Below are 20,871 nucleotides of genomic sequence, written 5' to 3' on the forward strand. Positions count from 1 at the left end.
CTTCACCGGCCTGGCCGTCAAGAAGCTGTACCAGGGTCAGCGCTGAGCATCCGCCCAGCAGACCGCCCCGGAACCCCTCCCACAGATCGCCTGAGCAGCCATTCATGATCCAGATCCCGTCCGACCTGAACCCGGGCCTCGTCCCCCTCGCCTTCCTCCTCGGCAACTGGGAGGGTGCGGGAGTCTTCGACTTCCCCGGTGAGGAGAAGTGCAACTTCGGCCAGGAGGTCGTCTTCAGCCACGACGGCCGGGACTTCCTGGAGTACACCTCCCACACCTGGGTCCTCGACGCCGAGGGCAACAAGGTGCGCCCGCTGGAGTCCGAGTCGGGCTACTGGCGCATCGACAAGGACCGCAAGGTCGAGATCGTCATGGTCCGTGACCAGGGCGTCGTCGAGGTCTGGTACGGCGAGCTCGCCGACCAGAAGCCCCAGATCGACCTGGTCACCGACGCGGTCGCCCGTACCGCGGCCTCCGGCCCGTACAGCGGCGGCAAGCGGCTCTACGGCTATGTGAAGAGCGACCTCATGTGGGTCGGCGAGAAGGCCACCCCGGACGTCGAGCTGCGTCCGTACATGTCGGCCCAGCTGAAGAAGGTCGTCACGCCCGAGGAGGTCGCCGAGATGGCGCGCAACCTCCCGGACATGCCGGACGACGGCATCGCCTTCTTCCGCTGAGTCCACAGGCTGTACTCAAGGCTGTACGCAAGGCTGTGCGAAAGGGGACCGCGGGACCGCCCGCGGTCCCCTTCGCGCGCATACACTGGCCGGGTGGGGAGCAGCGTGGACACCGAAAGCTCTGACTGGAAGAGCGACCTGCGGCAGCGCGGATACCGGCTGACACCGCAGCGCCAGCTCGTGCTCGAGGCGGTCGACGCCCTGGAACACGCCACCCCGGACGAGATCCTCGCCGAGGTGCGCAAGACCGCCTCCGGGGTCAACATCTCCACCGTCTACCGCACCCTGGAGCTCCTGGAGGAGCTCAAGCTGGTCTCGCACGCCCACCTCGGGCACGGGGCCCCCACCTACCACCTCGCCGACCGGCACCACCACATCCACCTGGTCTGCCGCGACTGCGCCGAGGTCATCGAGGCGGACGTGGACATCGCCGCCGAGTTCACGGCGAAGCTCCGTACCACCTTCGGCTTCGAGACCGACATGAAGCACTTCGCGATCTTCGGTCTGTGCCGCAAATGCGCTGCCAAGCAGCGTGCCGCTCAGGCGTAGCAGGGTCGTACGCTTGGTCCCATGACCAGCAGCCCCTTGCTCCATCTCCCCGGCGCCGTACCGGCCGAAGGCCGTGACGAGGGCGTCGCCGCCCACTACGGCGAGCTGTACGGCGAACAGCGCGCACTCGCGGAGGGGCGCGGCTTCGTCGACCTCTCGCACCGCGGAGTCGTCACCGTCAGCGGGCCGGAACGCCTGAGCTGGCTGCACCTGCTGCTCACCCAGCACCTCACCGCGCTGCCCGCAGGGCAGGCCACCGAGGCGCTGATCCTCTCCGCCAACGGGCACATCGAGCACGCGCTCTACCTCGTCGACGACGGCGAGACCACGTGGGCGCACGTGGAGCCGGGCACCCAGGGCGAGCTGATCGCCTACCTGGAGTCCATGAAGTTCTTCTACCGCGTCGAAGTCGCCGACCGCACGGAGGAGTTCGCGGTCGTGCACCTGCCGGCCGGCTCCATCGCCGAGGTCACCCAGGACAAGGAGCACATCGTCCGGGAGACCGCGTACGGCCGGGACGTCTTCCTGCCCCGCGCCGAACTGGAGTCCTTCGCCGCCGCGCACGGCCCGGCCGCGGGCCTGCTCGCGTACGAGGCCCTGCGCGTCGAGGCGCACCGGCCGCGGCTCGGCCAGGAGACCGACCACCGCACCATCCCGCACGAGCTGGGCTGGATCGGCACCGCCGTGCACCTGCAGAAGGGCTGCTACCGCGGCCAGGAGACGGTCGCCCGCGTCCACAACCTGGGGAAGCCCCCGCGCCGCCTGGTCTTCCTGCACCTGGACGGCTCGGAGGTGCTGCTCCCGGCGCACGGCACGCCGGTGCGGCTCGCCTCGGACGGGGAGGAGGGCCGTCAGCTGGGCTTCGTGACCACGGCCGTCCGCCACCACGAGCTGGGCCCGATCGCGCTCGCGCTGGTCAAGCGCAACGTGCCGGTCGACGCGCCGCTGCTGGCCGGGAAGACGGCCGCCGCGCAGGAGGTCGTCGTAGCCCCCTGACCCCTGCGGCCGGACGTCCGGGACGTCCCGGACGTCTCAGATGTCGATGACGATGGTGAACGGGCCGTGGTTGGTCAGCGAGACCCGCATGTCCGCGCCGAACCGGCCCGTCTCCACCGTCGCACCCAGCGCGCGCAGCTGCGCCACGACCTCGTCGACCAGCGGCTCGGCCACCGGGCCGGGCGCCGCCGCGTTCCAGGTGGGGCGGCGGCCCTTGCGGGCATCGCCGTAGAGCGTGAACTGGGAGATCACCAGCAGCGGTGCGCCGTTGTCGCTGCAGGACTTCTCGCCCTCCAGGATCCGTACGGACCACAGCTTGCGGGCCAGCAGCTCCGCCTTCTCCGGGGTGTCGTCGTGGGTCACGCCCACCAGCACGCACAACCCCTCGCCGACGATCTCGCCCACGGTCTCGCCGCCCACGACGACGCTCGCGCCGTCCACCCTCTGCACCACTGCTCGCATACCACCTGTGTACCAGGCTTGCACCCGTCCGGGGCCGATCGGGTGGACTGGGACTGCGTCAGGCCCACGGGGAGTGGCACGATGCACGAAGGCGGTGCGGGTGCGCCGCACCGGTCGAGGGGACGGACCCGACTCATGAATACTTCTGGTACCTCCGTACCTGCATCACCCGCTTCCGTCGCAGCTGCCGCGGTACGACCGCCCGCGCAGCGCACGGCCGAGACCCAGGGGCCGCCGAGCCCGACCACCGCACTCGGGCTGCCGGAACTGCGCGCGCTGCGCCGTGACGCGCAGCGCGACGAGGCGGATCTGAGCTATGTACGCAGACTGCTCCAGGGCCGCATCGACATCCTGCGGGCGGAGCTGGCCCGGCGGACGGACCCCGAGGCGCCGGTGGTGGACCGGCTCTCGGTGATCCTCGCCGACGCCCCTTCCAGCCGCAGCGCCTCCGCCCGGCACGTCACGCTCGGCACCCCGCACAGCGAGGAGTACCGACTGCTGGCCGCGGAGATGCTGGCCGACGTGGAGCTCTCCGACCTGGGCGCCCGTACGGACGGCGAACTGCACGACGGGATGGGGCGGCTGGTGCGTTACGAGCAGCAGGTCTCGCGGCGCCGCCAGCAGCTCCAGCGCACGGTGGACGACTGCAGCGCGGAGATCACCCGGCGGTACCGGGAGGGCGAGGCGCAGGTGGACGACCTGCTGGCGTAGCGAACCGGGGTGGAGAACCGCCGGAGGAAAATCGGGCGACCGCCGGCGGCCGGGAGATTAGCGTGGGCGGCTATGAGTGCTGACGTCCGGCCGATCGCCGAATCCGAACTCCCCGACTGGGTGCGCGCCGTGCACACCGGTTTCCTGACCACCTCCCGGGTGACCGAGGCCGACATAGCCCAGCGCGCCAAGTACTGCGACTTCTCCCGGATGCAGGGGGCGTTCGACCCTGACAGCGGTCGCTGCGTGGCCGCGCTGCGCTCCTTTCCGCAGGAGCTGACCGTGCCGGGCGGGGCGGCCGTCCGCGCCACCGCGATCTCCAGCGTGGGCGTGCTGCCCACCCACCGCCGCCAGGGCCTGCTGACCCGGATGATGGCCGCGGAGTTCGCTGCGGCCGAGGCGCGCGGCGACGCGCTCGCCACGCTGATCGCCGCCGAGTACCCGATCTACGGGCGGTACGGGTTCGGGCCCGCCACTTCCCTCGTGGAGTGGGAGATCGACGTGGCGCGCACCGGGCTCGACCGGCGGCTGTCGGCGCCCGTGGACGGCGGCCGGATCGAGCTGGTGGACGTCGAGGAGCTGCGGCGGGTGGGGCCCGAGCTGCACGAGCGGCTGCGGGCGCGCACACCCGGGGCGGTGGACCGGGACGAGCGCTGGTGGAGCCTGGCGACCGGCCTGGAGCAGTGGTCGTACCGCCCCTACCAGGAGAAGTTCCATGCCGTGTACCGGACGGCGGAGGGGGAGGTGGCCGGCCTCGCCGTCTACGGCGCCGACGACCACTGGACGGACGCGAAGATTCCGCAGAACACCGTGCAGGTCAGGGACCTGCTGGCGCTCACCCCGCAGGCGGAGCGGGCACTGTGGCAGTTCCTGTGCTCGATCGACTGGGTGCTGAAGGTCCGCACCGGCTACCGGGCCCCCGACGACCTCGTCCCGCAGCTGCTGCCCGACCCGCGTGCGGCGCGGACCGTCACCTCCACGGACTTCCTGTGGGTGCGGCTGCTGGACGTCGTACGGGCGCTGGGCGCGCGGACGTACGAGGTGCCCGGGGTGCTCGTCCTGGAGGTCACGGACGAGACGGGGCCGGCGGCCGGCCGCTACCGGCTGGACGCGGGCAGCGGCGTGTGCGAGCGGACCGAGGAGGCGGCGGACCTGCGGCTGGACGTGTCCGCGCTGGGCTCCTTGTACCTGGGGGACGCGTCCGCGGTGCGGCTGGCCGCGCTGGGACGGGTCACGGAGGAACGGCCGGGGGCGGTCGCGCTGGCCGACACGGTGTTCCGTACCGCGCGCCGCCCGTGGTGCCCCGACATCTTCTGACGGCCTGGGACGACTGCGTACCGATGGCGGACGGCCGATGGCCGATGGCCGAAGAACGAGGACTGAACTCTGTGACATCACTTGTGGAATCCCTGCGCGCGGCCGGCTGCGTCTTCGCGGAGGAGGAGGCTGAGCTCCTGACCGGGGCCGCCACCGACGCGGACCACCTGGCGGAGCTTTTGGCCCGCCGGGTGGGAGGCGAACCGCTGGAACACGTCGTCGGCTGGGCGGAGTTCTGCGGGCTGCGCATGGAGGTCGGCGCGGGGGCCTTCGTACCGCGCCGGCGCACCGAGTTCCTGGTGCGGGAGGCGGTGGCACTGGCCCGGCCCGGCGCGGTGGTGCTGGACCTGTGCTGCGGGGTCGGCGCCTTGGGCGCGGCGGTGGCCGCGCAACTGCCGGGCGGCGTGGAGCTGCACGCGGCGGACATCGACCCGGCGGCGCTGGTGTACGCGCGGCGCAACGTGGCCCCGTACGGCGGCCGGGTGTGGGAGGGCGACCTGTACGCGGCGCTCCCGGACTCGCTGCGCGGCCGGGTGGACGTGCTGGTGGTCAACGCCCCGTACGTGCCGACGGAGGAGATCGTCCTCATGCCGTCGGAGGCGCGGGACCACGAGCCGCTGGTCTCGCTGGACGGCGGGGCCGACGGCCTGGACATCCACCGCAGGGTGGCGGCGGGGGCGCTGCCCTGGCTGGCCCCGGGCGGCCACCTGCTGATCGAGACGAGCGCCCGCCAGTGCCCGTCGACGGCCTCTGCCCTGACCTCGGCGGGCCTCGCGGTCCGGGCGGAGACCTCGGAGGAGCTGTACGCGACGGTGGTCATCGGTACGGCCTGATGCGGCCCGGACCACGGCCAGAGGTGTTCGACGTGCTGCCCGGCACGGGGCTGGCCCTGCCGCACCGTGCCGGCGTCCTGCGGTTCGGCATGTCCGGGCGGGAGGCCCGGTGGGCCGTCGCGACCCTGGCGGACGTGCGGGAGACCTGGGTCTGCGGGACGGGCTGGGCCTTCACCGCCCGCTACGAAGGCCTGGAGCTGCTCGCCTACGGGGACTGCCCGGACCGCCTCGGCCGCGCCGGCCACGACCGGCACGGTCTGGCAGCCGTCCGTCTCGGCCGGTGCGGGCCGGGACCGGCCGGGCCGTCCGCCGTCCCGGTGGTCCTCCATGACGTCGACCTGTTCGGGTATCCGGCCGGCGAGGTGCTGGAGGCCCTCGGACCGGGCCCGCATCCCGGGGTGAGCCTGTCGCGGGAGGGATCGCCGACCGGCTACCTGTCGGAGGTGGGGCTCTCGGTCCCGTAGTCGAGCGGGTCCCGGGCGAGCGGGACCGGCGCGGCCAGGGCCTCGTCGTAGGCGGGGCGCGGGAAGACGTACGGGCCCAGGGGCAGCTCTCCCCACTGCGGCCGGTGGATCTGGTGGAAGCCGGACCAGGTGACCTCGCTCTCCGTGGCGCGGACGGTGGCGAGCAGGGGCCAGCAGGCGTCGATCCCGCAGGGGCAGCTCAGGAGGTACAGGGCGCCGGTGTTGTCGTCGCGGAGCTCCGGTGGTGCCTCGCCCAGGAAGTGGGCCCGGGCCCGGGCGCCGTCGGCGTCGTCGTCCAGGTGCAGCGGAGCGTGCTGGCGCAGCAGGAACTCCTCGCGCTCCTGCGGGGTGTCGTCGTCTTCGCCGTCCCCGTCGAGCTCGCGGCTCCAGAGCGCGCGCGTCGCCTCCGCGACGAGGACGCGCAGGTCGGTGCCGTCGATGCGGATGGCCCAGGCGGTGAGGTGCGGGAAGCCGGGGTGGGGGACGCGCAGGAACTCCACCTGGTGCGGGGCGGCCGGGGCGGGCGGGAGACTCATGCGTCCCATCCTGTGGGGCCCGACCGACCGGATCCACCGGGTATCGCCACGGCGGGGAGGCCGCAGGCGCCGAGCAGTTCGCCGACGGCGGAGCGGATCTCCTCGTCCTGGGTGAAGCCCCGCCAGCCGCCGCCGGAACGCAGCCGCCGGTCGTGGGCGGGCACATCGAGCAGCAGGTGCGCGGCGGGCCGGGCCGCGGGTCCCATCCGGGCCAGGTGCCGTACCGCGGGGAGCAGGACGGGCTGGTACATGGTGGCGGCGCTGCCCTTGGTCAGGTCCCGCACGACCGCCGTCAGTACCGGGACGGTGTTCTCGGTGTCACCGGTGACGGCCCACAGGGCGTGTGCCGCCTCGACGCGGGTCCAGGGATCGGAGGCGGCCGTCATCTCCCTGAGCCGGTCCGCGTAGGGGGCGGCATGCGGTCCGAGGTCGGCGAGCCGGCGCAGTGCGGTGTGGGGGCGGCCGAGCTCGGCGGCGCTGCGTGTGAGGGCCTCCAGGGCCGGCCCGGGCTCGCCGCCGGCCTTCCAGTACGCCCAGGCCGCGAGTTCCGTCTCCGGTCCGGCGGCACGCGTGCGGAGCAGCAGCCGGTCCCGTGCCCTGTCGTCCGCCGTTCCTATCCCTGCCAGGGCCTGCGCGGCGGCCGTCCAGGTCCGGTCGTCCTCCAGCAGACCGATCAGCCGTGGCACCGCTGCCTTCGCCACGGGCCCCCAGTCCGCGAGTACCGCGCAGAGCCGGCCGAGCCGGCGGGAGTCCGTGGCGGGGTCGAGCTGGTCGCAGATCGCGGGAAGGAGCCGCTCGGCGTGGTCCGGGAGGTGGCCCAGGACCTCATCGGGCGCGGGGAGGACGACAGGGTGCAGCTCCGTGGCGGGGTAATGGGCGGAAGCCGATGCGAAGCCGCAGCGTTCGCGGCCGAGCAGTTCGATCAGGCCCGGCAGGCAGCGCGGATCGTTCATCCGTGCCAGGGCCCACAGGGCGGCTTCGCCGACGGTCTGCCGTTGACGTGTGGCGCGGGCGGCGGTGTCGGAGAGGAGCGCGGCGACCTCGTCGGCGTGGTGGGCGGCCGCCGGGCCGAGGCAGGCCAGCAGCTCGGCCGCCCGGAAGCGGACCTCGGGGGCGGGATCGGCCAGGCGTGCGGCGACGGGCGGCAGCAGGGCCGCGGTCGGAGAGCGCCATCGGGACAGCAGCGAAGCCGCCTGACCCAGGGCGCCGATCCGCTGTTCGTCGTCGTGATGGTCCGCCAGCAGGCCGAGTACGAAGGCGGGTGAGGGTCCGGTGAACAGCTGCGCGGTCCAGTGCAGGACGCCCCGTACCCCGGTCTGCACCGAGCTGGTGCGGCGCCACAGCGCGACACCCGGGTCCCGGACCGCTTCGACCACGAGGTCCAGCCGTCGGGCGGGAAGGCCCGGGTCGGCCGGGGCGAGCGCGTGCACCGCTGCGAGGCGGAGCTGTGTCTGTGGAGCGTCGAGCAGGCCGCGGAGCAGCCCGACGGCCTCGGCGCCATGCCCGCCGACCGGCGCGCGCAGGGCCGCCCGGCCCAGTGCGAGGACCAGTTCGAGGCGGGTCGCGGGGTCCTCCTCCGTCTGCCAGGACCGCAGCAGTCCGGGCAGAACCAGCTCTCCGGGGTCGGCGCACGCACCGACCACGTCGGCCGCGGCCCGCCGGATCTCCGGCTCGGGGTCGTCCAGCAGGCCCAGCACCTCGGGCAGGGCCCGTTCCCACGCCGGCGCCCAGCCGGGATCGAGGAACCGGGCTTCGATCCGCCCGGCCTCCGCAGCCAGCAGCGCCACCAGCTCCAGCAGTGCGCACCGGCTCGGCACCGTGGGTGTCGCGGCCAGGCGCAGGACGAAGGGCAGTGCGGCCGAGGCGGCCGAACAGATCCAGCCGCCCTGGTGGAACAGCAGGTTGGTCAGCGTCGACGAGGCGTCAGCTGCGTCACCTGCGTCACCTGCGTCACCCGCGTCGTACGGATCGTCCGCGTCGTCCGCGTCGACCGCGTCGTACGGATCGGGCCCCGCGCACCGCCGGAGCAGGCCGGGCACATCCCCGGCAGCCCCGTAGTTGTGTTCCAGCCCGGCCCAGTCGATCTCGTTCAGCCCCACCCACATGCGCGGGACCCTACCCTCCGGGCGCCCACCGCCGGTCCGGCCGGCGCGACCCGGTGGGAGATGTTGCAAGCGAGGCGCTTGCAATAGTTAGCAAGGTCGGGCAGGATCTGAGCATGGCATCGCTCAACGTCGGAAATCTCGGCGAGTACCTCCGTGAGCAGCGTCGGCAGGCTCAGCTTTCGCTGCGGCAGCTGGCCGAGCAGGCGGGGGTGTCGAATCCGTACCTGAGCCAGATCGAGCGCGGGCTGCGCAAGCCGAGCGCGGACATTCTGCAGCAGCTGGCCAAGGCGCTGCGGATCTCCGCGGAGACGCTGTACGTGCAGGCCGGGATCCTGGATGAGCGGGACCCGGACGAAGTGGAGACGCGAGCCGTCATACTCGCCGACCCGTCGATCAACGAGCGGCAGAAGCAGGTGCTGCTCCAGATCTACGAGTCGTTCCGCAAGGAGAATGCGCTCGACGCGCCCGCCGACGAGATGCCGTCGAAGACGAACTGAAGTTGATCCGGGAGGACCAGCACATGGCCATCGCCGATGACCTGAAGAAGACCCTCACCGACCCCACTCCCCTCTACTTCGCCGCCGGCACCGCCGACCTGGCCGTGCAGCAGGCCAAGAAGGTGCCCGACCTGATCGAGCAGCTGCGCGCAGAGGCTCCCGCGCGCATCGAGGCCGTGAAGAACACGGACCCGAAGGCTGTCCAGGAGGCGGTCACCGCCAAGTTCGCCGAGGTGCTCGGCGCGATCGACCCGAAGAAGCTCGGGGAGACCGCCCAGGACCTGGCGCTGCGCGGTGTCGGCGTGGCCGCCGAGTACGCGGTGCGCGCCAAGGAGACGTACGACAAGGTCGCCGTGCACGGTGAGCAGGCCGTGCGGAACTGGCGGGGCGAGGTTTCCGCCGAGATCGTCGACATCGCCGTGGCCGTCGAGCCCGAGGCGGAGCCGGCGTCGGAGCCGGCGGCCGAGGCCGCCGCAGCGGAGAAGCCCGTCGCGAAGAAGGCTCCCGCGCGCAAGACCACGGCCAAGAAGGCCGTGGTCACGGCGGACGACGCGAGCTGACGCGCAGCCGCATGAGCGACGGCGGGCCGGGCACCCTTCAGGTGCCCGGCCCGTTGTGGTTCATGAAGGGGCCTGTGCCGGTAGCGTGGAGTCGGGCGACATCGGAAGTGCGAAGCAGAAGCTGAGAAGGCGGTCGAAGCGATGTTGATGGAAGGGTTCGATCGAGGCGTGATCCCGTTCCTCGGGCTCGTCATGCTGGTGCTCGCCGTCGTGGCCTTCGTGTTCGCCCTGCTGGCGCGGGAGGACGCGTACCGGGCGGCCGACAAGCAGAGCAAGACCTTCTGGCTGGTCATCCTCGGCGTCACCGTGGCCGTGGACTTCTTCCTCGGGATGCTGTTCCTGCAGATCGCCGGTCTCGTCGCGACCATCGTGTTCTTCGTCGACGTACGCCCTGCCCTCAAGCAGGTCTCGGGCGGTGGCGGCCGGCGCGGCGGCAGCAGCAGCGACGGGCCGTACGGGCCCTACAACGGCGGACGGTAGGCGGACCCACCCGGAGCGCCGAGGGCTTCGGCGCGCCGCTAGGCCCTCAGCCCCCGGCCCCCGGCCCTCAGCCCTCGGCGCGGGAGAGCAGGACCACGGCCACGTCGTCGGTCAGCTCGCCGCCGTTCAGCCGGCGTGCCTCGGTGACGGAGGCCTCCAGCAGGCCCTCACCGCTCAGACCGCGGTCCAGGTGGCGGTTGATCATGTCGACCATGCCGTCCTGGCCCAGACGTTCCTTGCCCTCGCCGATGTGGCCCTCGATCAGGCCGTCGGTGTAGAGCATCAGGCTCCAGGTGCCGCCGAGCTCCACCTGGCGGCGCGGCCAGCGGGCCCGGGGCAGCAGCCCGAGGGCCGGGCCGCTGTTCTCGTACGGGAGCAGCTGCGCGCGGCGGCCCGGCCGGGAGATCAGCGGGGCCGGATGGCCGGCCAGGCACAGACCGGCACGGCGTCCGTCCGGTGCGATGTCGACCGTGCACAGCGTCGCGAATATCTCCTCGCACGGCCGTTCCACCTCCAGGACCTCCTGGAGGGTGGACAGCAGGTCGTCGCCGCAGAGGCCGGCCAGGGTCAGGGCGCGCCAGGCGATGCGGAGCTCGACGCCGAGCGCGGCCTCGTCGGGGCCGTGGCCGCAGACGTCGCCGATCATGGCGTGGACGGTGCCGTCGGGGGTGCGGACGGTGTCGTAGAAGTCACCGCCGAGCAGGGCCCGGCTGCGACCGGGGCGGTAGCGGGCGGCGAAGCGGAGGTCGGAGCCCTCCAGGAGGGGCGTGGGGAGCAGGCCGCGTTCCAGCCGGGCGTTCTCCTGGGCGCGCAGTTTCGATTCTGCGAGCTTGTACTGGGCGATGTCCGCCCGTTTTCTCTCCACGGCGTAGCGGATGGCACGGCTCAGCAGCCGGCCGTCCAGCTCGTCCCGGAAGAGGAAGTCCTGGGCGCCGACCCGGACGGCCTCGGCGGCGCGCTCGGCGTCGTCCTCGCCGGTGAGGACGAGGACGGCGTGGCGCGGGGCGATGCGCAGCACCTGGCGGAGGGCGACCAGCTGGTCCACGGCGGTGGCGGTGGCGGTGCCGGCCCCGGTCCCGTTGGCGGTGCCGGTTCCGTTGGCCAGGGCGGTGGCCGACCCGTTGGCCGAGCCGTTGGCCGCAGCTCCCGGCGTGCGGGCGCTGGCGTCCGGGAGGGACAGGTCGAGGAGGATGCAGTGCACGTCGGGCGTGAGCAGCCGCTCGGCCTCGGTGAGGTTGCGGGCGGTGCGGATCCGGATGCGGTGGCCGTCCGCGTCGAGGATCTCGGGGACGGTGAGGCCGCCTGCCGGGTCGTCCTCGATGACCAGGAGGGTCAGCGGGCTCGTGTGAGGGGTCGCTTGAGGAGGCGTGTGCGGGGGCGTGTGAGGGGTCGCTTGCGCGACGCCCGTGGCGGCTACGGCCGGGGCGGCGGTGTGCAGAACGGCCTGACCGCTCTCCGTGGCCGAGGTGTCCCTCTGCCGCGGTACGGGTACGGTCATCGTCTCCGGTTCCTTCCCTCCCCCCGAGGGTGCGCTCGTCCGGCAGACCCTAGCGGTCCCGGCCCGGCGAACGGAATGCCGTTCTTGGTGAGGGCCTCCGGCATATGCGGTTATCGCGGGGGAAAATCGGCCTCACTGGATGACAAAGGTCACGGCGGGGCCGTGTTCCGTCCCGTCAAGCGAGACGTGTCCGGGCTCCCGGAGGTTGCCTCCACCCCGCATCGGGACGGCGCGGCCGAAAGACCGGGGCTCTGCCCCGGACCCCGCGCCTCGGACTCCCCCGGCTACCGCTGGGAGGTGCCCCCTGGCGAGGCTGGACCGGCGTTCGAGCAGCGCGGTCCGGGGCGGGGAGCCGAGCGGCAGGGGGCTGCCCCCGGCAGGGGTCGGGGCCGCGCCCGGCAGGGGTCGGGGCCGCGCCTGGACACGTACGCCGGACGACCCCGCAGGGGCTACGCGTCGGGTCGGACCACTGCCTTGATCGGCATCGAGCCCGCGCCCGCCATCGTGATGTTCCGGCCGGGGCGCGGGGCGTGGACCATCGCGCCGTCGCCGACGTACATGCCGACGTGGCTGGCGTCGTCGAAGTAGATGATCAGGTCGCCCGGGCGCATGTCCTTCAGCGCGACCTTCGGCAGCAGCCGCAGCTGCTCCTGCGAGGTGCGCGGGATGCCCTTGCCCGCCGCCAGCCAGGCCTGGGAGGTCAGCCCGGAGCAGTCGAAGGACCCCGGACCCACGGCGCCCCATTTGTACGGCTTGCCCATCTGGGCGGTGGCGAACTGCACGGCCCGCCTGCCCGCATCCGTGGCCGCGCCGTTGACGTCCTTCATCGCGCCCGTCGACAGCCACGCCGTCTGCGCCTTGTACTGGGCTTCCTGCTCCAGCTGGATCAGCCGGGCCTTCTCCTCGGCCTCCAGCTTGCTCTCCAGCTCCTCGGCGGCCTTGATCTTCTCCTCGATCTGCTTCTTGGACTCCTCCGACTTGAGCCGGTTGGCCTCCAGGGTGGCCCAGCGCTCGCTCGCCTCCTGGGCGTAGCGCTGCAAGTCGGCCTGGGTCCGGTCCAGTTCGGAGAGCATGCCCGAGGTGGCCTTCTCGCCCTGGCGCAGCCGGCCCGCCCCGTCGAGGTAGTGGTTCGGGTCGTCGCTCAGCGCCAGCTGCGCGCCCGGGGGCATCCCGCCCGAGCGGTACTGGGCGCGGGCGGCGGCGCCCGCCCGGTTCTTCAGGGCGGTGATCCTCTCCTTGCCGGCGACGACGAGGTTGGCGATCTCGACGATCTTGTCCGACTGGGCCTTGGTCTCGGCCTCGGCGAGGTTGTAGGCGTCCGTGGCGGTGCCCGCCTGCCGGTACAGCTCCTCGATCTCCTTACGGACCTGTTCCAGGGACTTGCCGCCCGGTTCGGGAAGGGGCGCGGCCGGAGCCGCCGGCGCCGACGGAGCCGCGTAGGCCGTGCCCGTCGCGAAGCCCGGCACGGTCAGTATCGCCATCGTGCACAGCAGCACGAGAGAGCTTGCGCCTCGCCGTTGCCTTGCGGCTCCCATGGTCCCCCCAGGCACCCGAGCCAGACCCCGTATCAGATCTGACTATTCATCAGTAACTTCGCACTGCCATCGGGATGGTGCCACGAGTCGATGAATTCCGACACCCTTGTGGATGGCGATCCGATCTTGTCCGCCCCAACGGACGCCGTTCCCACCCCCGCACGGTTCAACGGGCCACCCCCACCCCCGGTTCCACCGCACGCCGCTTTCACCCCATCGGGCGCAACGCCTCCCAGGGCAGCGTCAGTTCCCCCTGACGCCACCGCCGCGGCCCGTCCACCAGCGGCCAGTCGCCGGCCAGCGCCCGCGCCGTCCGGATCCAGCGCTGCCGCGCCCCGTACGAGGCGTACGGAGCCGCCGCCGCCCACGCCCGGTCGAAGTCGCGCAGGAACGCGTGCACCGGCTCGCCCGGCACGTTCCGGTGGATCAGCGCCTTCGGCAGCCGTTCCGCCAGGTCCGAGGGGCGCTCCAGGGAGCCCAGCCGGGTCGCGAACGTCACCGTGCGCGCCCCCTCCGGGCCCAGCGCCACCCACACGTGCCGCCGCCCGATCTCGTCGCAGGTCCCCTCCACCAGCAGCCCGTCCGGGGCCAGCCGCCCGCACAGCCGCGCCCAGACCTCGGCCACCTGCTCCTCGTCGTATTGGCGCAATACATTCGCCGCGCGGATCAGTGCCGGGCGGGCCCCGCCGTCCAGCGGCACCTCGAAACCGCCGTGCCGGAAGCTCAGCCCCTCCCGCTCGTACGGCTTCGCCCCCGCCACCCGCGCCGGTTCGATCTCGATGCCGACCACCCGCACCCGTGGCGCCGCGTCCCGCAGCCGCGCCAGCAGCTCGACCGCCGTCCAGGGCGCGGCCCCGTAGCCCAGGTCCACCGCGACCGGCGCGTCCGCACGCCGGAGCGCGGCCCCGTGGGTGGCCGCGATCCAGCGGTCCATCCGGCGCAACCGGTTCGGATTGGTCGTCCCGCGCGTGACCGAGCCCACGGGGCGGCCGGGCGCGCGGCTGGAGGGCGGGGTACTGCGGGAGGCCATGAGCCGAGGGTAAGCGGAGGGCCCGCGCACCATGAAAATCCCCCGACGCAGCACCGAATACGAGGAATCCTCCAGGAAAACCGGACACCCCGGAATGCGCGGGACGGCCATCCGGGTTGCACTCCTTGCAGGGCGTCCTCCGCGCCCTCGCCGTCATGCCGTCCGGCATGCGGTCCGCCATGCCGTCCGAGCGTCGTGCGGGCGCCGTCCGAGCCGAGAGGACTGGTCCCTTGAGCCAGTACGTGTCCCGCCTCAGTGGCCGCCTCGCCGCCGCCCGTGCCACCCGCCACGAGCCGCCCCGCCTGCGTCTTCCGGCCGTCGGCCACCACCGCAAGCCGCGCCGCGTGGCCATGCTGAGCGTGCACACCTCACCGCTGCACCAGCCCGGCACCGGAGACGCCGGCGGCATGAACGTCTACATCGTCGAGCTGGCCAAGCGGCTCGCCGCGATCAACATCGAGGTCGAGATCTTCACCCGGGCCACCACCGGCGGGCTGCCGCCCGTGGTCGAGCTGGCCCCCGGAGTCCTCGTACGGCACGTGGACGCGGGTCCCTACGAGGGACTCGCGAAGGAGGAGCTCCCCGCCCAGCTGTGCGCCTTCACCCACGGCGTCATGCAGGCCTGGGCCGGCCACCGCCCCGGCTACTACGACCTCGTCCATTCGCACTACTGGCTTTCCGGCCATGTGGGCTGGCTCGCCGCCGAGCGCTGGGGCGTCCCGCTCGTGCACGCCATGCACACCATGGCGAAGGTCAAGAACGCGGCGCTGGCCGAGGGGGACACGCCCGAGCCCGCCGCCCGCGTCATAGGCGAGACCCAGATCGTGGCCGCCGCCGACCGGCTCATCGCGAACACCGCCGAGGAGGCCGACGAGCTCGTGCGGCACTACGAGGCCGACCCCGCCAAGGTGGCCGTCGTCCACCCCGGCGTGAACCTCGACCGGTTCACCGTCGGCGACGGCCGGGCCGCCGCCCGCGCCCGCCTCGGCCTCCCGCAGGACGCCGTCATCCCCCTCTTCGCCGGGCGGATCCAGCCGCTGAAGGCCCCCGACATCCTGCTGCGCGCCGTCGCCGTCATGGTCGACCAGGACCCCTCGCTGCGCCGCCGCCTCTTCGTACCCGTCGTCGGCGGGCCCAGCGGCAGCGGCCTCGCCAAGCCGGAAGGCCTGCAGAAGCTCGCCGCGAAGCTCGGCATCGCCGACCTCGTGCACTTCCACCCGCCGGTCGCGCAGGACGGCCTCGCGGACTGGTTCCGGGCGGCGTCCGTGCTGGTCATGCCCTCCTACAGCGAGTCCTTCGGGCTCGTCGCGATAGAGGCGCAGGCCGCCGGTACGCCGGTGCTCGCCGCCGAGGTCGGCGGGCTGCCCGTCGCCGTCGACGACGGGGTCACGGGGATCCTCGTACCCGGGCACGACCCGGTGGACTACGCGCGGGAGCTGCGGCGGTTCGTGGACGAGCCGGCGCTCGCGGACCGGATGGGCGCCCGGGCGGAGCAGCACGCGCAGTTCTTCGGCTGGGACACCGCGGCGATCGGCACGGCCGACGTCTACACCGCAGCCATGCATGATCATCGCCGTCGCGTACGCTCCCACCATGGCTGACACCGCCGAGATCATCGAGAGCGCGCTCACCGGCGCGGAGCTGAGCTGGGAGAGCCCCGAGCCGGGGTCCTACGTAGTCCAGCTCCCCGGCACCCGCAAGCTGAGCACCACCTGCTCGCTCAAGGTCGGCCGGCACTCGCTGTCGGTCAACGCCTTCGTGATCCGGCACCCCGACGAGAACGAGGCGGGCGTCCACCGCTGGCTGCTGGAGCGCAACCTCAAGCTGTACGGCATGGCGTACGCGGTGGACCGCCTCGGCGACATCTACCTGACGGCCCGGCTCCCGCTGTCGGTCGTCGACCCCGAGGAGCTGGACCGGTTGCTCGGCACGGTCCTGGAGGCGGCGGACGGCTCCTTCAACACGCTGCTGGAGCTGGGCTTCGCGAGCGCGATCCGCCGCGAGTACGAGTGGCGGGTCTCGCGCGGCGAGCCGACCTTCAACCTCGACGCGTTCAAACACCTGACGCGCCCGCAGGGCGAACCGGCCGGTCCCGGCACTCCGATCGGCTGACACGCGGCACCGAACGGCGCGGGAACGCGTGTCGGCCCGCCCGGCCGGGCCCGGACGCCCGCACCGTGACGGGATGAGCGGGACCGCAGCCGAAGCACTCATGTACACCTGGTTCGCCCTGGCCCTCCTGTCCACCGGCTACGTCGCCCACGACGCGTTCACCAGGAACCCCGAGCTCACGGTGATGAAGTGGGGCTGGGTGCTGGTGACCCTTTACATCGGCCCGGTGGGCGCCGCGCTCTACGTGCTGTCCTGCAAGGAGCCGCGTCCGGGGACCCACGAGCAGTTCGTGGCGCCGCTGTGGAAGCAGGCGCTCGGCTCGACCATCCACTGCGTCGCCGGCGACGCGACCGGCATCATGGTCGCGGCCGTCGTCGCCTCGCTGCTCGGCCTCCCGCCGTGGGCCGACGCCCTGCTCGAGTACGCGGTGGGCTTCGGGTTCGGGCTGCTGGTCTTCCAGGCCCTGTTCATGCGCGACATGCTCGGCGGCAGCTACGTGCGGGCCGTCCGCTCGACGGTGTACGCGGAGTGGCTCTCGATGAACTGCGTGATGGGCGCCATGGTCGCGGTGAACGTGATCGTGCGCAGCCAGGTGCCGGGGGCGCGGGACGTCGGCGACGTGCGCTTCTGGGCGACCTTCTCGCTGGCGGTGCTGGCCGGCCTGGCCTTCGCGTACCCGGTCAACGTGTGGCTGGTCGCCAACCACCTCAAGCACGGGATGGGGACGGTACGGGCGCTCGGCGAGGGCGGCGAGCCGCTCCCGGCCGCCGCCGCCCACACGGGTGCCTCCGGCATGGCCATGCCGGAGGCGGAGGTGACGGCGGAGCAGAAGACGGCCATGGCGGTGCTGACGGTCCTCTTCCTCGCGGCCGGGGTCCTGCTGGCCGCGGTCTTCGGCCACCTGGCCTGACGCGGTCAGCCCGCGGGAAGCGGCTCGGCCGCCGGTGCGGGAGCACCACCGGCCACGGGCGAGCCCGTACCCGTGCCCGTACCCGCGTCGCCCTCGGCGAGACCCCGCATCAGCAGCCAGTAGCCGGCCGACGCCACCGTGCCCAGCACGCCCGTGGCAGCCCACAGCCAGCCGGCCCCGTACCGGTCGATCATCAGGCCCGCCATCAGCGGAGCCACCAGCGAGGCCACCGCCCAGGACAGGTTGTAGACCCCCTGGTAGCGGCCGCGCCCGTGCACCGGGGACAGCCGTACGACCAGGCTCATCTGGGTCGGCGAGTTCACGATCTCCGCCAGCGTCCACACGCACACCGTCAGCGCGTACGCCCACACCGGTCCGGCGAAGGCCGTCAGCGCGAACCCGTACCCGGCCAGCAGAGCCGAGATCACCAGCAGCTTCTGCGGGTCGCGCCGCTCGATGAACGCGGTGACCGGGATCTGCAGCAGCACGATCAGCACGCCGTTCACGGCGACGACCAGCCCGTAGTCGCCGGGGGAGAACCCGGCGGCGCCCATCGCGACCGGCAGGCCCACCGAACCCTGCGTGAAGATCAGCGAGATCAGGAACGACAGCCCGACCACGCCCATGAACCGGCCGTCCCGCAGCACCGTCCCGAGCCCGATCGCGGGCTCCTCGCCGGCGGCGGCCGACGCGCCCCCGGGCCGCTGCGGCCGGGACTCGGGCAGCTTGACGAAGACCAGCACCGCGCAGACCAGCGTCAGGGCGGCCTCGCCCAGGAAGCCGGCCAGGTAGCTGTACTCCGCGATCACGCCCGCCGCCGTCGCGCTGACGGCGAAGCCGAGGTTGATGGCCCAGTAGTTGAGCGCGAAGGCCCGTACGCGGTCCTCGGGGCGGACGATGTCCGCCATCATCGCCGCGACCGCCGGCCGGGAGGCGTTCGAGGTCACGCCGACCAGCAGGGCCACGGCCGCGATCGCCGCCGGGTGCTCCATGAAGCCGAGCAGCGCCACGGAGAACGCGGTCGAGGTCTGGGCCGCGAGGAGGGTGGGGCGCCGCCCGAGCCGGTCGGTCATCACCCCCGCGACGAGCGAGGAGACGACACCGCCGAGCCCGTGGAGGGCGACGACGAGCCCGGCGAAGGAGGCCGAGTACCCCCGGTCCAGGGTCAGGTAGAGGGTCATGAAGGTGGCGACGAAGGCGCCGAGGCGGTTCACCAGCGTGCTCGTCCAGAGCCACCAGAAAGCCCGGGGCAGCCCGGAGACGCTCTCCCGGGCGGCCTGTCCGAAACGGGCAGCGGACATGAAGGATCCCCCCGGCGGTGTAAGCATCACTCGTACGGCGTGCACATTACGAGTGGGGGGCCTGCGGGCGCCACCGGATTGACGCGCACCGTCAATCCGGCGGGACCCCGCACCGCGCGCGAGCGCCCCCGGGCGTCCACTAGGCTCGTACGCATGGCCGACGCACCGTACAAGCTGATCCTCCTCCGCCACGGCGAGAGCGACTGGAACGCGAAGAACCTGTTCACCGGCTGGGTGGACGTCAACCTCACCGAGAAGGGCGAGAAGGAGGCGGTCCGGGGCGGTGAGCTGCTCAAGGACGCCGGCCTGCTGCCCGACGTGCTGCACACGTCCCTCCAGAAGCGCGCCATCCGCACGGCGCAGCTCGCGCTGGAGGCCGCGGACCGCCACTGGATCCCGGTGCACCGCTCCTGGCGCCTGAACGAGCGCCACTACGGTGCGCTCCAGGGCAAGGACAAGGCGCAGACCCTCGCCGAGTTCGGCGAGGAGCAGTTCATGCTGTGGCGCCGCTCGTACGACACCCCGCCGCCGGTCCTGGAGGACGGTACGGAGTTCTCGCAGTCCGCGGACCCGCGCTACGCGTCGATCCCGAACGAGCTGCGTCCGCGCACGGAGTGCCTCAAGGACGTCGTCGAGCGCATGCTGCCGTACTGGTACGACGGCATCGTCCCGGACCTGCTGGCCGGCCGCACGGTCCTGGTCGCCGCGCACGGCAACTCCCTGCGCGGTCTGGTCAAGCACCTGGACGGCATCTCCGACGCCGACATCACGGGCCTGAACATCCCGACCGGCATCCCGCTCGTCTACGAACTGGACGCCGACTTCAAGCCCCTGAACCCGGGCGGCACCTACCTCGACCCGGACGCGGCAGCGGCCGCCATCGAGGCCGTCAAGAACCAGGGCAAGAAGAAGTAACCTTCGTGATCATGCCTCCCGCCTGCGCGTACGGCGCGGGCGGGAGGCATTTTTCATGCCCCGCGCAGTGAACACGCCTCAGGGGGCGGTGGGGGTGTTCTTCTGCCATTCGCGGCCGATCGAGCGCAGCAGGGCCGGGTAGACGCCGAGGTACCGGAACGGCTTGATGCCCAGCATGTAGAGGGCGCCGAGGCGGCCGTTCGGCTTGACCAGGACGGTCATCTGGCCGTGGTGGCCGCCCTCGCCGTCCGGGACCCAGCCGATGTGCAGCAGCCCGTGCATGGTCCGGTTGGCGCTCTCCGCCACCCACTCGTCGTGGGTCTGGTAGACGGAGGTGAAGGGGACCGCCCGCAGGTCGGGGCCCCGCTCGCCCTCGCGGAGGTCGGCCGGCAGGCGGTCGCGCAGGGTCGGGACCCGGTTGCCGATGCCGCCGTCGGGCTTGTCCCAGCCGAACAGTGCGCCGAGCTTCCAGCGGATCGCGAAGAGGGCGCGCGCCACGGGGGAGGGGACGGGGTCCCCGTTGCCGTCCGCGAACTGCTGCACCAGGCGGGCGAGGTCGTCGGGCCCGCCCGGGGTCGGCATTGCCCATACGTCCTCGACCCGGAAGTCGGCGGCGATCTCGTGGATCCGCCAGGGGCGGGAGGTGTGCGCGGTCCTGGGGAGTCTCATCGGTGGGCCCCTTATCTATACGATGCCGTATAGATCGAGGCTAGCACTCATCTATACGGCACCGTATAGATGGGGGCCGTGTGAGGAGGAGCACAGCATGGGCGCGACCCGCACACCGCGCGGAAAGTGGATCGAGGAAGGGCTGCGGGCGCTCGCCGCCGGCGGCCCCGAGGCCGTCCGCGTCGAGGCGCTGGCGCAGGCGCTCGGTGTCAGCAAAGGCGGTTTCTACGGGTACTTCGGCAGCCGGGGCGCGCTGCTCACCGAAATGCTCGACACCTGGGAGCACGCGGTGGCCGAGGCCGTGATCGAGCAGGTCGAGAGCGGCGGGGGAGACGCCCGGGCCAGGCTGGAGCGGCTGTTCGCGATCGCCTCGTCGGCCGACGGGCCGGTCAGGGGCACCACGGCCGACCTCGCGATCCGCGACTGGGCCAGGCGCGACGAGGACGTCGCACAGCGGCTGCGGCGTACCGACAACCGGCGCATGGAGTACCTGCGTTCGCTGTTCCGCGACATCTGCACCGACGAGGACGACGTCGAGGTCCGCTGCCTGCTGGCCTACTCGCTGCGGATCGGCGAACACTTCATCCACGTCGACCACGGTGCCCGCACGCACACGGAGGTCATGGAGCTGACCCGGAACTGGCTCCTCAGGTAACCGGTAGGCACCGGACGCGGGGGACGGCCTGGACGGTTCCGTGCGCACGCATGCGGAAG

The 20,871-nt window shown here is 72.6% G+C and carries 23 protein-coding genes; 15 read left to right on the plus strand and 8 right to left on the minus strand.

Annotated elements, in window-relative coordinates; all coding sequences use genetic code 11:
- Nucleotides 1-104: 104 nt before the first annotated feature.
- From KO717_RS19840 to ygfZ, 3 genes are all read left to right on the plus strand, one after another.
- Nucleotides 105-677 (plus strand): FABP family protein, encoded by a 573-nt coding sequence (locus tag KO717_RS19840; protein WP_030659031.1) that lies wholly within the window; start codon nucleotides 105-107, stop codon nucleotides 675-677.
- A gap of 93 nt (nucleotides 678-770) precedes the next feature.
- Nucleotides 771-1,226 carry a Fur family transcriptional regulator gene (locus tag KO717_RS19845; protein ID WP_301369596.1) on the plus strand — a complete coding sequence of 152 codons (456 nt, stop codon included), beginning with the start codon at nucleotides 771-773 and terminating at the stop codon, nucleotides 1,224-1,226.
- Between the two features lie 21 nt (nucleotides 1,227-1,247).
- Nucleotides 1,248-2,222: a CAF17-like 4Fe-4S cluster assembly/insertion protein YgfZ gene (gene ygfZ, locus KO717_RS19850; protein WP_301369597.1), complete on the plus strand. Its 975-nt coding sequence runs from the start codon at nucleotides 1,248-1,250 to the stop codon at nucleotides 2,220-2,222.
- Between the two features lie 36 nt (nucleotides 2,223-2,258).
- Here the strand turns inward: ygfZ and dtd are convergent, their stop codons facing one another.
- Entirely contained in the window at nucleotides 2,259-2,684 is a 426-nt protein-coding gene (gene dtd / locus KO717_RS19855) for a D-aminoacyl-tRNA deacylase (RefSeq protein WP_030011201.1), read from the minus strand.
- A 135-nt stretch (nucleotides 2,685-2,819) separates the two neighbouring features.
- On the opposite strand from dtd, the gene KO717_RS19860 reads away from it, so the two are divergent.
- From KO717_RS19860 to KO717_RS19875, 4 genes are all read left to right on the plus strand, one after another.
- The gene (locus KO717_RS19860; RefSeq protein WP_301369598.1) at nucleotides 2,820-3,395 is read left to right on the plus strand and encodes an RsiG family protein; all 576 of its coding nucleotides are present in this window, start codon (nucleotides 2,820-2,822) and stop codon (nucleotides 3,393-3,395) included.
- Between the two features lie 72 nt (nucleotides 3,396-3,467).
- Nucleotides 3,468-4,712 (plus strand): GNAT family N-acetyltransferase, encoded by a 1,245-nt coding sequence (locus tag KO717_RS19865; protein WP_301369600.1) that lies wholly within the window; start codon nucleotides 3,468-3,470, stop codon nucleotides 4,710-4,712.
- Between the two features lie 44 nt (nucleotides 4,713-4,756).
- Complete coding sequence (locus KO717_RS19870) at nucleotides 4,757-5,545, plus strand: putative protein N(5)-glutamine methyltransferase (RefSeq protein ID WP_301369602.1); 789 nt, start codon at nucleotides 4,757-4,759, stop codon at nucleotides 5,543-5,545.
- Nucleotides 5,546-5,577: 32 nt separating this feature from the next.
- The gene (locus KO717_RS19875) at nucleotides 5,578-6,009 is read left to right on the plus strand and encodes a hypothetical protein (RefSeq protein ID WP_301369604.1); all 432 of its coding nucleotides are present in this window, start codon (nucleotides 5,578-5,580) and stop codon (nucleotides 6,007-6,009) included.
- Here the strand turns inward: KO717_RS19875 and KO717_RS19880 are convergent.
- The gene (locus KO717_RS19880; RefSeq protein WP_301369606.1) at nucleotides 5,976-6,545 is read right to left on the minus strand and encodes a hypothetical protein; all 570 of its coding nucleotides are present in this window, start codon (nucleotides 6,543-6,545) and stop codon (nucleotides 5,976-5,978) included. The two genes, KO717_RS19875 and KO717_RS19880, sit on opposite strands and share 34 nt — an antisense overlap.
- Nucleotides 6,542-8,650 carry a HEAT repeat domain-containing protein gene (locus KO717_RS19885; protein ID WP_301369608.1) on the minus strand — a complete coding sequence of 703 codons (2,109 nt, stop codon included), beginning with the start codon at nucleotides 8,648-8,650 and terminating at the stop codon, nucleotides 6,542-6,544. The genes KO717_RS19880 and KO717_RS19885 overlap by 4 nt, the downstream gene beginning before the upstream one ends.
- Nucleotides 8,651-8,763: 113 nt before the next feature.
- Between KO717_RS19885 and KO717_RS19890 the strand changes: the two genes are divergently transcribed.
- From KO717_RS19890 to KO717_RS19900, 3 genes are all read left to right on the plus strand, one after another.
- Complete coding sequence (locus tag KO717_RS19890) at nucleotides 8,764-9,147, plus strand: helix-turn-helix domain-containing protein (RefSeq protein ID WP_301369610.1); 384 nt, start codon at nucleotides 8,764-8,766, stop codon at nucleotides 9,145-9,147.
- Between the two features lie 23 nt (nucleotides 9,148-9,170).
- A complete protein-coding gene (locus KO717_RS19895; protein ID WP_301369612.1) occupies nucleotides 9,171-9,707 on the plus strand; it encodes a hypothetical protein in 537 nt (178 codons plus the stop codon).
- Nucleotides 9,708-9,848: 141 nt separating this feature from the next.
- Complete coding sequence (locus tag KO717_RS19900; RefSeq protein ID WP_301369614.1) at nucleotides 9,849-10,187, plus strand: DUF2516 family protein; 339 nt, start codon at nucleotides 9,849-9,851, stop codon at nucleotides 10,185-10,187.
- Nucleotides 10,188-10,254: 67 nt separating this feature from the next.
- Here the strand turns inward: KO717_RS19900 and KO717_RS19905 are convergent, their stop codons facing one another.
- The 3 genes from KO717_RS19905 to KO717_RS19915 form a co-directional block, all read right to left on the minus strand.
- Nucleotides 10,255-11,685, minus strand: a complete 1,431-nt coding sequence (locus KO717_RS19905; protein ID WP_301369617.1) for a PP2C family protein-serine/threonine phosphatase — start codon at nucleotides 11,683-11,685, stop codon at nucleotides 10,255-10,257.
- A 449-nt stretch (nucleotides 11,686-12,134) separates the two neighbouring features.
- Nucleotides 12,135-13,166 carry a C40 family peptidase gene (locus tag KO717_RS19910; protein ID WP_301369619.1) on the minus strand — a complete coding sequence of 344 codons (1,032 nt, stop codon included), beginning with the start codon at nucleotides 13,164-13,166 and terminating at the stop codon, nucleotides 12,135-12,137.
- 262 nt (nucleotides 13,167-13,428) lie between these two features.
- The gene (locus KO717_RS19915; protein ID WP_301369620.1) at nucleotides 13,429-14,250 is read right to left on the minus strand and encodes a class I SAM-dependent methyltransferase; all 822 of its coding nucleotides are present in this window, start codon (nucleotides 14,248-14,250) and stop codon (nucleotides 13,429-13,431) included.
- Between the two features lie 230 nt (nucleotides 14,251-14,480).
- On the opposite strand from KO717_RS19915, the gene mshA reads away from it, so the two are divergent.
- The 3 genes from mshA to KO717_RS19930 all read left to right on the plus strand — a co-directional run bounded on the left by mshA (nucleotide 14,481) and on the right by KO717_RS19930 (nucleotide 17,272).
- Nucleotides 14,481-15,851: a D-inositol-3-phosphate glycosyltransferase gene (gene mshA, locus KO717_RS19920; RefSeq protein ID WP_301369622.1), complete on the plus strand. Its 1,371-nt coding sequence runs from the start codon at nucleotides 14,481-14,483 to the stop codon at nucleotides 15,849-15,851.
- Nucleotides 15,844-16,362 (plus strand): YbjN domain-containing protein, encoded by a 519-nt coding sequence (locus KO717_RS19925; RefSeq protein WP_301369624.1) that lies wholly within the window; start codon nucleotides 15,844-15,846, stop codon nucleotides 16,360-16,362. The genes mshA and KO717_RS19925 overlap by 8 nt, the downstream gene beginning before the upstream one ends.
- Nucleotides 16,363-16,435: 73 nt before the next feature.
- Complete coding sequence (locus tag KO717_RS19930; protein ID WP_301369625.1) at nucleotides 16,436-17,272, plus strand: DUF4396 domain-containing protein; 837 nt, start codon at nucleotides 16,436-16,438, stop codon at nucleotides 17,270-17,272.
- 5 nt (nucleotides 17,273-17,277) lie between these two features.
- Here KO717_RS19930 and KO717_RS19935 read toward each other — a convergent pair whose 3' ends face one another.
- On the minus strand, nucleotides 17,278-18,573 hold the full coding sequence (locus KO717_RS19935) for an MDR family MFS transporter (protein WP_301369626.1): 1,296 nt from the start codon (nucleotides 18,571-18,573) through the stop codon (nucleotides 17,278-17,280).
- A gap of 153 nt (nucleotides 18,574-18,726) precedes the next feature.
- Between KO717_RS19935 and KO717_RS19940 the strand changes: the two genes are divergently transcribed.
- Nucleotides 18,727-19,488, plus strand: coding sequence for a phosphoglyceromutase (locus tag KO717_RS19940; RefSeq protein ID WP_030728436.1), 762 nt, complete (start codon nucleotides 18,727-18,729; stop codon nucleotides 19,486-19,488).
- A 78-nt stretch (nucleotides 19,489-19,566) separates the two neighbouring features.
- Here the strand turns inward: KO717_RS19940 and KO717_RS19945 are convergent, their stop codons facing one another.
- On the minus strand, nucleotides 19,567-20,157 hold the full coding sequence (locus KO717_RS19945; RefSeq protein ID WP_301369629.1) for a DUF2867 domain-containing protein: 591 nt from the start codon (nucleotides 20,155-20,157) through the stop codon (nucleotides 19,567-19,569).
- A gap of 97 nt (nucleotides 20,158-20,254) precedes the next feature.
- On the opposite strand from KO717_RS19945, the gene KO717_RS19950 reads away from it, so the two are divergent.
- Complete coding sequence (locus KO717_RS19950; RefSeq protein WP_301369631.1) at nucleotides 20,255-20,812, plus strand: TetR/AcrR family transcriptional regulator; 558 nt, start codon at nucleotides 20,255-20,257, stop codon at nucleotides 20,810-20,812.
- Nucleotides 20,813-20,871 lie beyond the last annotated feature (59 nt).

Source organism: Streptomyces xanthophaeus (genome assembly GCF_030440515.1).
Lineage (GTDB): Bacteria > Actinomycetota > Actinomycetes > Streptomycetales > Streptomycetaceae > Streptomyces > Streptomyces kutzneri.

Coding starts and splice junctions, on each gene's coding strand:
- KO717_RS19840 (WP_030659031.1), top strand. CDS start 105: ATGATCCAGATCCCGTCCGACCTGAACCCGGGCCTCGTCCCCCTCGCC.
- ygfZ (WP_301369597.1), top strand. CDS start 1,248: ATGACCAGCAGCCCCTTGCTCCATCTCCCCGGCGCCGTACCGGCCGAA.
- dtd (WP_030011201.1), bottom strand. CDS start 2,684: ATGCGAGCAGTGGTGCAGAGGGTGGACGGCGCGAGCGTCGTCGTGGGC.
- KO717_RS19860 (WP_301369598.1), top strand. CDS start 2,820: ATGAATACTTCTGGTACCTCCGTACCTGCATCACCCGCTTCCGTCGCA.
- KO717_RS19865 (WP_301369600.1), top strand. CDS start 3,468: ATGAGTGCTGACGTCCGGCCGATCGCCGAATCCGAACTCCCCGACTGG.
- KO717_RS19870 (WP_301369602.1), top strand. CDS start 4,757: ATGGCCGAAGAACGAGGACTGAACTCTGTGACATCACTTGTGGAATCC.
- KO717_RS19880 (WP_301369606.1), bottom strand. CDS start 6,545: ATGAGTCTCCCGCCCGCCCCGGCCGCCCCGCACCAGGTGGAGTTCCTG.
- KO717_RS19885 (WP_301369608.1), bottom strand. CDS start 8,650: ATGTGGGTGGGGCTGAACGAGATCGACTGGGCCGGGCTGGAACACAAC.
- KO717_RS19890 (WP_301369610.1), top strand. CDS start 8,764: ATGGCATCGCTCAACGTCGGAAATCTCGGCGAGTACCTCCGTGAGCAG.
- KO717_RS19895 (WP_301369612.1), top strand. CDS start 9,171: ATGGCCATCGCCGATGACCTGAAGAAGACCCTCACCGACCCCACTCCC.
- KO717_RS19900 (WP_301369614.1), top strand. CDS start 9,849: ATGTTGATGGAAGGGTTCGATCGAGGCGTGATCCCGTTCCTCGGGCTC.
- KO717_RS19905 (WP_301369617.1), bottom strand. CDS start 11,685: ATGACCGTACCCGTACCGCGGCAGAGGGACACCTCGGCCACGGAGAGC.
- KO717_RS19910 (WP_301369619.1), bottom strand. CDS start 13,166: ATGGCGATACTGACCGTGCCGGGCTTCGCGACGGGCACGGCCTACGCG.
- KO717_RS19915 (WP_301369620.1), bottom strand. CDS start 14,250: ATGGCCTCCCGCAGTACCCCGCCCTCCAGCCGCGCGCCCGGCCGCCCC.
- KO717_RS19925 (WP_301369624.1), top strand. CDS start 15,844: ATGGCTGACACCGCCGAGATCATCGAGAGCGCGCTCACCGGCGCGGAG.
- KO717_RS19930 (WP_301369625.1), top strand. CDS start 16,436: ATGAGCGGGACCGCAGCCGAAGCACTCATGTACACCTGGTTCGCCCTG.
- KO717_RS19935 (WP_301369626.1), bottom strand. CDS start 18,573: ATGTCCGCTGCCCGTTTCGGACAGGCCGCCCGGGAGAGCGTCTCCGGG.
- KO717_RS19940 (WP_030728436.1), top strand. CDS start 18,727: ATGGCCGACGCACCGTACAAGCTGATCCTCCTCCGCCACGGCGAGAGC.
- KO717_RS19945 (WP_301369629.1), bottom strand. CDS start 20,157: ATGAGACTCCCCAGGACCGCGCACACCTCCCGCCCCTGGCGGATCCAC.
- KO717_RS19950 (WP_301369631.1), top strand. CDS start 20,255: ATGGGCGCGACCCGCACACCGCGCGGAAAGTGGATCGAGGAAGGGCTG.